This is a genomic window from Bradyrhizobium sp. Ai1a-2, from assembly GCF_000426245.1.
Lineage (GTDB): Bacteria > Pseudomonadota > Alphaproteobacteria > Rhizobiales > Xanthobacteraceae > Bradyrhizobium.
This window is the reverse complement of sequence record NZ_AUEZ01000140.1, coordinates 1-9,391: the sequence shown is the minus strand read 5'-3', so window position 1 is coordinate 9,391 and position 9,391 is coordinate 1. Positions and strand designations below refer to the sequence as shown.

General features: G+C 61.8%; 9 protein-coding genes and 3 pseudogenes. 8 read left to right on the top strand and 4 right to left on the bottom strand.

Features of this window, described 5'->3' with window-relative positions; genetic code table 11:
• Both K288_RS0141110 and K288_RS0141105 read left to right on the top strand, forming a co-directional pair.
• Positions 1–213 (top strand): transposase domain-containing protein (locus K288_RS0141110; RefSeq protein WP_027584612.1); only part of this gene is annotated, 213 nt, incomplete at its 5' end.
• Between the two features lie 244 nt (positions 214–457).
• Positions 458–1,675 (top strand): IS110 family transposase, encoded by a 1,218-nt coding sequence (locus tag K288_RS0141105; RefSeq protein WP_201449808.1) that lies wholly within the window; start codon positions 458–460, stop codon positions 1,673–1,675.
• Positions 1,676–2,049: 374 nt separating this feature from the next.
• Here K288_RS0141105 and K288_RS48520 read toward each other — a convergent pair.
• A pseudogene (locus K288_RS48520) lies at positions 2,050–2,445 on the bottom strand (IS256 family transposase); the annotation flags it as partial.
• A 787-nt stretch (positions 2,446–3,232) separates the two neighbouring features.
• On the opposite strand from K288_RS48520, the gene K288_RS0141095 reads away from it, so the two are divergent.
• The 5 genes and pseudogenes from K288_RS0141095 to K288_RS0141075 all read left to right on the top strand — a co-directional run bounded on the left by K288_RS0141095 (position 3,233) and on the right by K288_RS0141075 (position 6,843).
• Positions 3,233–3,934, top strand: coding sequence for a response regulator transcription factor (locus K288_RS0141095; RefSeq protein ID WP_027584610.1), 702 nt, complete (start codon positions 3,233–3,235; stop codon positions 3,932–3,934).
• A gap of 56 nt (positions 3,935–3,990) precedes the next feature.
• Entirely contained in the window at positions 3,991–5,412 is a 1,422-nt protein-coding gene (locus K288_RS0141090) for a type II and III secretion system protein family protein (RefSeq protein WP_244443458.1), read from the top strand.
• 10 nt (positions 5,413–5,422) lie between these two features.
• Entirely contained in the window at positions 5,423–6,103 is a 681-nt protein-coding gene (locus K288_RS48515) for a CpaD family pilus assembly lipoprotein (protein WP_051335026.1), read from the top strand.
• A 388-nt stretch (positions 6,104–6,491) separates the two neighbouring features.
• Positions 6,492–6,641: pseudogene (locus K288_RS51545) on the top strand (IS5/IS1182 family transposase); the annotation flags it as partial.
• Between the two features lies 1 nt (position 6,642).
• The gene (locus tag K288_RS0141075) at positions 6,643–6,843 is read left to right on the top strand and encodes a hypothetical protein (RefSeq protein WP_027584607.1); all 201 of its coding nucleotides are present in this window, start codon (positions 6,643–6,645) and stop codon (positions 6,841–6,843) included.
• A 61-nt stretch (positions 6,844–6,904) separates the two neighbouring features.
• On the opposite strand, the gene K288_RS48510 is transcribed toward K288_RS0141075, so the two are convergent.
• The 3 genes and pseudogenes from K288_RS48510 to traF form a co-directional block, all read right to left on the bottom strand.
• A complete protein-coding gene (locus tag K288_RS48510; RefSeq protein ID WP_084800101.1) occupies positions 6,905–7,387 on the bottom strand; it encodes a hypothetical protein in 483 nt (160 codons plus the stop codon).
• An 11-nt stretch (positions 7,388–7,398) separates the two neighbouring features.
• Positions 7,399–8,100 (bottom strand): carbon-nitrogen hydrolase family protein, encoded by a 702-nt coding sequence (locus K288_RS55710; protein WP_343209625.1) that lies wholly within the window; start codon positions 8,098–8,100, stop codon positions 7,399–7,401.
• 440 nt (positions 8,101–8,540) lie between these two features.
• Positions 8,541–8,981: pseudogene (gene traF / locus K288_RS48500) on the bottom strand (conjugative transfer signal peptidase TraF); the annotation flags it as partial.
• Positions 8,982–9,065: 84 nt separating this feature from the next.
• On the opposite strand from traF, the gene K288_RS55600 reads away from it, so the two are divergent.
• A complete protein-coding gene (locus tag K288_RS55600) occupies positions 9,066–9,368 on the top strand; it encodes a transposase (protein WP_152535941.1) in 303 nt (100 codons plus the stop codon).
• The last annotated feature ends 23 nt before the right edge of the window (positions 9,369–9,391 follow it).

The following is a 9,391-nucleotide window of genomic DNA, read 5'->3' as shown; positions in this document are numbered from 1 at the left end:
CTGTTCAGCGACACCGTCGCCGGCGCCAAGGCAAGCGCCGTGATCTACAGTTTGGTGCTGACATGCCGGGCAGGCGGCGTCGATCCCTATGCATGGCTACGTCACGCGCTCACCGAATTGCCCCAGCGCGCGCCAGACGCCGATATCGAAGATCTGTTGCCGTTCAACTGCACCGCTCAAAAAAACCTGCCAGCTGACAACGACAGCGGCTGACGGTCGAACGCTCAGGATCAATCAAGCCGTTCCGATGATCCCGCTGCGGCCCGGCGTCACGCGACACCGCGGCCAGCCGCGCGCGCAGCCTGTGCAGCAAAATGCGCGCTTACGCTCGAGTTAGTAGCTGGCCGCCTCTGCGACTCGCCCGGTTGCGCCGCGAGCGCGAATCCGTAGTTGTCGTGTCGCCCGCAGCTCCCGTCGTTGTCCGGCAGAGGAGGTGCGAATGCGACGGGTAATTGGCATTGATGTCCACCGAACCTTCGGGGAGGTGGTATTTTGGGAGAACGGCAGGCTCCGACATGCGGGCCGCATTGATATGACGCGGACTGCGCTGGAGGGATTTGGCAAGACCCTGCTGGCCGGTGATGAGGTGGTGCTCGAAGCGACCGGCAACAGCATGGCGGTGTCGCGAGTGCTGGCGCCATTCGTGGCGCGGGTGATTATCGCCAATCCGTTGCAGGTGAAGGCGATCGCCCAGGCTCACGTCAAGACCGACAAGATCGATGCCGGCACGCTCGCCAGTTTGCAGGCGGCGGGATACCTGCCGCAGATCTGGACGCCTGACGCGGAGACCGAGCGCAAGCGTAGGCTGGTGGCGCGGCGCTACCAGGTCGTGCGGCACCGTACGCGGCTCAAGAACGAGGTGCATTCGATCCTGCACGCGCACCTGATCCCGAAGTGCCCGCATGCCGATCTTTTCAATGCCCGCGGCCGGGCATGGTTGGCCGCTCAACAGTTGCCGGATGATGAGCGCGCGGCCATCGATCGGCACGTCCGTGAGCTTGACCGGCTGGCGGAAGACCTGGCCGTGCTCGACCGCGAGATCGCGCGGGACGCAATCGAGGATTCCGCGGTGAACAGATTGATGACGATCACCGGCGTGAATCTGGCGGTCGCCGCCGGAATCGTGGCGGCGATCGGCGACATCAGCCGGTTCAACAGCCCGCAGAAGCTGGTGAGCTATTTCGGGTTGAACCCGCGGGTGCGGCAGTCCGGGCTGGGAGCCGCTCACCACGGCCGTATCAGCAAGATCGGCCGCAGTCATGCGCGCGCCATGCTGGTCGAGGCGGCCTGGGCAGCGGCCAAGGCGCCCGGTCCACTGCATGCCTTTTTCGTGCGCATCCGCGCCCGACGCGGCCATCAGATCGCCGCGGTGGCCGTGGCTCGGAAGCTCACTGTGCTCTGCTGGCATTTGCTGACAAAGGGCGAGGATTACCTGTGGGCGCGCCCAGCGCTGGTCGCCAACAAGACCCGCGCGATGCAACTTCAAGCCGGACATCCGCAACAGAAAGGTAGCCGCCGTGGACCAGCCTATGCCTACAACATCAAGGCGCTGCGCGACCGCGAAATGTTGATTGCCGCCCAGGCGGAGCAAAGCTACGAACGATTCGTGTCGCAATGGAAGCCGCGGCACCCAAAAACCGGCGCGCGGGCGCCTCAGTTCGGCAGGACAAAATAGGCAGTCCGGTGACGCTTGCAGCCGACGCGTCACGCTTCGCCACGAGGTCGCCCGCGCCCGACAACCATAGTCGCGGCTGACGGCAAGTTCTAGGCAGGAATGCAGTCCCGTTCCACGCCAGCATGCCGCCGTGCTCGGGCCGGTCAAGGCCAAGCCTTGCGGTGGCCGCAAACGCGGCCAGCCTTGACCGCCCCTGCGCGCGGCGGCTGCGAGATCGGTGGCCGGGACGGAAGAATGGCCCCGCGGCGCGACCAAACAAAAGAATGGACGTACGCGATTTCTGCAATCGTCATCTCGGTCATGAAAAATCGCTTGTCCATCTCATCCGTGGTCCGCAGGTGTTTCCAATGCTCGGCCGGGAAGTCGTAGAAGGCCAGCAGCGTCTCGATCGACTTCGACCGGCGCATGTAGGGCGGTAGGATCGACGGTGAGAACCGGATGCAATCGGGGTCGGCGGCGGCCTCGCGATCGCGCACACGCGGCTGGCAGACGGCGACCGGACCGATACCGGTCATCACCTCGCGCTCCGGCAGGTGACCGTGGCGGACCACGCGCTGATGGCCGTCCTGGGTTTTCAAATCGGCATGCTTACCGAGAAAGTCCGCGACCTCGGCCTCGACCGCCTTGGCCAGCAGGGCACGTGCCCCATTGCGCAAGATTTCGGTGAGTGGATCGTCGAACCCTCCTGGCTGAATCAGCTTGGTGACGTTATCATTCGACACCGCATATCGCTCCTTCGGTGGAGAACTGGAGGCGTCAAGCACCCCCACGATATGCCGCCTTCCCGATTCCCGCCGTCACCAACTTTCGACGATAGCTCCTTCCAATCTTTGGATCGTAACTCCATGAGACCTGCAAGTTTGACATACCCACGCGATGAGCCTTCGAAGGACTTGAATCGCACGTAGCGTCAGATTGTAGGATTTCGGACAAGAAGGCGATGGTCCCCGGGGCCGCGTGTTGGTTTCCTGACGGTAGGTGGAGTGCCTCTAATTCCTAAGCTCGCATCCATCACGCTGTTCGATCACTCTTCCCAATGGCTTGCTCCGAGGTCATCGGTTGGCTGCCGGGTATTCTTTCCCTCTCACGTCTCCAAAAGACTGGCACATGACAAAGCGACACAAGATGGGTTCGCACGGCAAGGCTGACAGTGGGCTCAGGTCAACATCGGGAGTTCCCAATGTCAATTTCCGGCGTCAGTTCAGCCAGAAGTGCAATCATATTGCCGCGACCGGGTCGATGACGACTGCCGCGATTGCCTTACAGTGGAAGGGTTCGGCCACGTCTACCGATCGTCCTAATGATTTCGCCCTACCTCCCACTAGCGACGGCACACTGAGCTCCGCCAAGACCGCATGCGACCCACAACTGGTCGTCGAAAATGCGAATCGATCGACAATGAATGGGATCAAGTTGGTGGTTGGCCACTATCGCGCCTCTTCGTCTATGCCGAGTTCCGACGTCTAGTTTGAAGCGGGACCATTCAATTTCGCCTGGCCTCGTGGTCAACGGTGATCTGCTGACTGGTCTTGGCATGGCTTGATAGGAGGCAGTCTTATGCGAACGTTACTCGTTGATCATGAGGCGGACCTTGCGCGCGCTGTGCAGGGAGCGCTCTCGAATTGCGGTTTCGCCGTTGACGTGACGCGCACTCTGGATGAGGCGACGGCCGCTTTTGGTTGCGCCAGCTATGATATTCTTCTGCTTGAGTTGGTTCTACCGGATGGAAACGGCTTGGACTGGCTCAAGCAGTTGAGGCGCGATGGGCATTCGACGCCTGTCGTGATGATGAGCAGCCTCAACGATCTCGGCAGGCGGATCGCGATCTTCAACGGTGGCGCGGACGACTTCCTGCCCAAGCCGGTGTCTATCGACGAACTCATCGCCCGGATGCGAGCCACTCTGCGGAGATCAACGCAGATGACGGCGCCCGTCGTGACGTTCGGAAATCTAAAGTTCGATCCGATCAGCCGGCAAGTTTCCGTTAACGGTCGACCGCTGCGGATCGCGCGCCGCGAAGTGTGCATTCTTGAGCATCTACTCAGCCGCGCAGGCCGCACAGTGGCGCGCACGTCACTGGAGGATAGCCTCTATACATTCGACAACGAGGTCTCGACCAATGCGCTTGAAGTCGGAATCTATCGCCTACGCGGGCTTTTGAACCGGTCCGGTGCGACGCTAAGCATCAAGACCGCCCGCCGCATCGGCTACGTCCTTGAATTGAACGGCGCGGCATCGATCGCGTTCAGTCGAACTTGAAAGCGAAGACCATCTTGAAGATCGTTTTTAATCATGCAGGTGTCGATCGGCGAGCGATCGTCACCAGCGCTCTGTGGCCTACTGTTCTTCCTTGTCTTTCGCATATCCTGTGCGTGGTCGCTCTGCTCTCTCAACCTGCTGCCGTCGCTCAAACTAAGCCGGACGATAAAGGAGTGCCATCGCGTGCGGCTCCCGACGGCATCAGCGGAACGCTGAACATTTCCCTCTCGCTCGGCAAGACTATTCATCTTCCTGCGCCAGCGGCAAGCATCTTTATCGCCGACCCTACGATCGCAGACTATCAGGCGCCTTCAAATAAGACCGTCTTCGTTTTTGGTAAGAAATCGGGACGAACCAGCTTGTTCGCTTTGAACGATAACGGGGAGGCTCTCGCCGAGCTACGCGTTGTCGTCACGCAACCGATCGAGGATTTGCGTGCCATGCTGAAGGCCCAAGTCGGCGACTATCCGATCCAAGTCAGCTATACTCCGCGCGGTGCCATCCTTAGCGGTACAGCACCCAATGCGGAGATCGTCGACACCGCGAAGAGAGTTACGGAACAGTTTCTCGGTGCGGGTGCGCTCGTCGTCAATAAGATCCAGGTCGCTGGATCACTGCAAGTCAACCTTAGTGTGCGTGTTGCCGAAGTCTCGCGCGGCGCCATGAAGGAGCTCGGCGTCAACCTCTCCGCTTTCGGTCAAAGTGGCCCCTTCACTCTCGGCTTGGTCAGCGGCAGTGGTGGCGGATCCGGCGCAGCAAAGGGCGGCGGTACCGCAAGGATCGGATTTGGCGCTGGCAATGTCAACATCGACGCCGTTCTCGATGCGATGGCTGGTGAGCGCCTCGCTTCCGTGCTGGCTGAACCGAATCTGACTGCCATGTCCGGCGAATCCGCCAGCTTCCTGGCCGGCGGCGAATTTCCCATTCCGGTCTTGCAGGACAATCGGCAGGTCTCCGTTGAATTTCGCCACTTCGGTATCAGCCTGGAGTTCGTACCGACCGTTCTCAGCAACAATCAGATCAATATCCGCGTGAAGCCTGAAGTCAGCGAACTGTCGTCACAAGGCGCAGTCAGCATCAACGGTATCTCCGTTCCCGCTCTCTCCACGCGGCGTGCCAGCACCGTTGTCGAGCTCGGCAGCGGCCAAAGCTTTACCATTGGTGGTCTAATCCGGCGCAACTTCAACACTGATATTACCACTTTCCCGTGGCTTGGTGACGTGCCGATCCTCGGCGCGCTGTTTCGCTCGTCCTCATTTCAAAAGGAGGAGACGGAACTCGTTATTGTTGTCACGCCTTACATCGTGCGGCCAGGATCGAACCCGAGTCAGATGAGCGCCCCCACCGACCGCGTCGGGCCGCCCTCAGACCTAGGACGCACCATGACGAACGCGTTGGCGACTCGACCGCCAGGCCGCGGTGCTCCCCGCACCGGCGTACTAGGCGCGACCAGCGGGGCCGGCTTTATCATCGAATAAGGAGCAGCTAATGACTTGGCAAATCGTGTGCTCCCTGATCGCTCTGACGGCGAGTGTGGCCGGCTGCGCAAGCACGGCGCCGATGTATATCGAGCCGACTGCGCAAGCGATCTTGGTTCAACAGGAGAAGAACGTCTTACTGTTGCAGAGCCTTCGAGGTGCCGAACGGCAGCGTCTGCGGTATTTCATCGCAAGTGTCAGTCGTGGTCGGCGTGATGCGCTCCATCTCAATATCATCGGCTCGCCTCGGCTCGGCGCGCATGTAGCCAGCGAGGCCCGTGCAATGGGCGTTGATGCTTACAATATCCGCCTTTACGCTCCCCCGATCGGCCAACGAGATGGCTTTGCCGCGCGCATCGAGGCGATCACTTATGCGGCACAGCCTCCTCTCTGTCCGTCGGTGCCGATCGTTGGTCCATCAGCTAACGACAATTCTTTCGACCAGACGCTTGGCTGCTCGATCCGCCACAACCTTGGGGTCATGGTCAATGATCCGCTCGACTTGCTCGACAATAAGGCTGTCATGGCGAGCCCCGGCGATCGTGCGGCCATTCCCGTTGCCACATACAGAACCTTCGCGACGGGTAATAATAGCTCGGGGCACACAGCTAACAACAGTGTATCGTCAGATGCCCGTCAGTCGGCACCACAGATGCACAGCCATCTCGATAACGACATCATTCTTCACTGATGCAAAGCCAGTCATATGCAACATGATCCAGACCTGGCCGGCGGCAAGCAGTGCTCTTGCAATAGGCTAGAAGTAAAGTGCTGGCAAGGAACGGGGTTACCAAGCTTGGTGTTGCGGATTGGCTGACCGGCCAGGAGATGTTCGTGATGATTGCGCACGATGCTGAGATGCAGGACTTGAGCCTCCTCAAAGAGCCGCGAAGCGACTTCGCCTCGCCGGCACACCAAGACCGGGACACCAATTTCGCTACGAACGTAGCGTAGCGAAACCATTATCTCCTGATCTTCCCCTAAATTATGGGTCTAAGTGTCTGTCCGAGAAGTTGTTGAATCGGATGAATCGTTTGTGATTCAAGAGATGCGGCCTGATTCTGTGAGAGCCGCGACCGATGTGGACAGCCGAAAACCGCGCCCGCTATGACCGTAGCCGCTTGCGCTATCCATCCGATCTGACCGACGAGGAATGGGCGCTGATCTCGCCCCGTATTCCGCCGGCCAAGCGCGGCGGCAACAAGCGTACAGTATTTCGACGGGAAGTTTGTGTTCGACGCCCCCGATCCCGGCGGCCTGCCAGCCGGTAAGAGGGCGTCGGAGGCTGGCCACAAGCCGCCGGATGATGACGCGGCCAAGCCCGCGAGCAGGCTGGACGATGGGACCTTCCAGGGCAAGGAGCCAGACAATCCGAACAAGGCGGGCATCAGGATCGATCTGACCGGCATTGGCGTCGGCAAGCCGAAATAGCCCTTTGCGGATTGCCTCGGCACCAGCTGGAAAGCCGAGGTCTATTGGATAGGCGGCAGCGCTATGCTGTCGACCGTAAGCTCCTTGATGTAAAAGGGCCCGCGATCCGGCTGGTTCTATGGAGCGTGAGGTCGCCGCTCTCACGGGCTATCGCATACCCGATCGCATCGCCCAACGCCTCGTCGATCGGCGCGCCATACCAATTCGTGACGATGCGATAAACCTTGCCGAACAGCGCGGTGCCCATCCTGATATTGGTGCAGGTCTCGACCAGATCGGGTTTGAGCTCCGAGACATCGGTGATACCGAGCCCTGCTGGATATTGGGTCACGCCAACGCGGACCATCGCCTGGCCGACGTAACGGCGCACCAGCTCCATGGCATCGTCCGCCGTCGTGGGCGGCCTCACCAGGATGACGCGGTTTCCGGTCCGGACGGTGACGGCGAGCGGATCAGGTGCGCCAACCGCGCGGATGAATTTCTCGACGATCGCGGGCCTCAAGCCCGGATCGGCGCATTGATGCATGGTGGCAGCATCGATCATGCTGATCCCCCTCAGGTGTTGAACGCGAGCACAAGCGGCAAGGCGAACAAGCGCGCCCAGGCTTGGGTGCTGGCTCGCTGAACCGCGAGGACGTTGGTTCCGGCGGTCCACCAATCGTTGCCGATCGCGACAAGCAGGTTGGGCGACTGGAGCATCGACTGCAGGACGGGCCAGACGAGCAGTTGCTCGTAACAGATCAAGGGCGCGATGCGGCTGCCGGCGGACTCGACGACGGGATCGGCAAAGAAGCTGGCTCTGGCCCCACCGCCCTGCCCCGTCCATGCGAGCCAAGGTTGCCACATCGAGACCGGGACCGGCATGCGTTCGCCGTAGAGCCGGCGCGCGCGACCGGCGCTGATCTCCATCATGGCATTGTCATAGCCTTCGCGACCGACGATCGCCGCACCAACGATCAGCGTGACGTCGTTGCTGCGAAGGCCGTCCATCCAGAAGCCGCTCGCGGTCGGCGTCCACAGCCCGGCCGCACTCTCGGGAAGCACGACAGCGCGCGCTCCGGCCGCGGCCGCTTTGCGCACGCGCTGGAGAAACGCCTGGGATTGATCGAGGTCCGGAGCTCGGCCGAGCACGCTGCCAAGCTTGGTATCGAGACCAGCCCATCCGTCTGGTTGCGACGGCGCGATCCAGTGTGCGGCCGACCAGGCCCAGAAGCTGGCCGCGACGATTCCCGCGATGGGCCACTTTCCGGTCGTCATGGCGACCAGGATGGCTGCGGTCGCGCCCAGTCCCCACCATCCCCATCCCGGCCGCCGTGATCGGCTGCGCCCATCCGACGATGCCGAAGGGCGGCACGCTCATCAGGATCGCTGCGAGCGCAAACCAAAGCGCCCTCCCCCATCCCGGTCGGCTTTGCCACAGCACGGTGTGGACAATGACGAAGCTGGCCGCCGCCCCGATCCACAAGGCGATGCCGACGCCGAAATCGGTGCCGTAAAAATTGACGGCGCCCTGCGGCAGCCCGCGCGAGGCGGCCAGGAAATAGGCCGCAGAGACCATTGCCGCGGCGATACGTGAAGGGGCGAACGCCCACAGCGTCGGGAACGCGCAGGCAAGCGGCAGGGCGAGCGCGTGACCGCACCAGGCACCAGCCCCGATCGCGGCCGCGGCGACGGCCATTGCCGCACCCCGCCGGGCGCTATTGGCCGAAGGTGAAGACGGGACGGGCGAGACCGAGAACGCCCGATGACGGGATCGGGCCGAAGTAGCGGGAATCATAGGAGCCTGGGAAATCGGAGTGGAGATAGAGCTCGCCGGCGGGAACGACGCCGCCGGCAAACGGCGCGAGAGGACGGCCGGCGGCATCGGCATGCCGGACCTCGGAATCAGGGAGCGGACGTCCGTCGATCGAGACCCGATTGGCCACATCGACCTGTTGGCCGCCGATGGCGACGACGGTCTTGATGAGCGGGCTTAAGCCCCCGGCGCACAGTCTGCGCCGGATGTAGCCGCGCGCGAAGGCGCGTTCGAACTCGGCCGTATGCGGTGGACAGATGAAGACGAGATCGCCGACAGCGGCCTCACGATCCAGCATCTCAATCCGCCACAGGCCGCGGGGGTAGCTTGGCGTCATGTTGACGGTAAGCGCTCCTTTCTACGCACCTATGCAGTTGAGCGCGGGGATGGGATGAGGCGTCCACCATGAGCGAGGTGGACACCATCGATGATCACTCCAGAAGAACCTTTGAGACTTGAGACGGTCGGCGTGTTGCGCAATGGCCGGCGTCGCTATGATCCGGCCAGCAAACAGCGACTGGTCGAGGCCTGTCTGCAGCCTGGCGTGTCGCTGGCGGGGCTGGCGTTGCAACACGGCGTGAACGCGAACCTGCTGCGCAAGTGGGTGGCCAAGCGACAACTTCAGAACGGGGATGGCCAGCCGGAGGCGCGGGCGCCGATTGCGCCAGCCTTTATTCCGGTTCGCGCGCCGTCGCCGTCGCCGTCGCCAACTGGATCTGCTAGAGCGTGATGAGATTAGGTTTGATCATATCC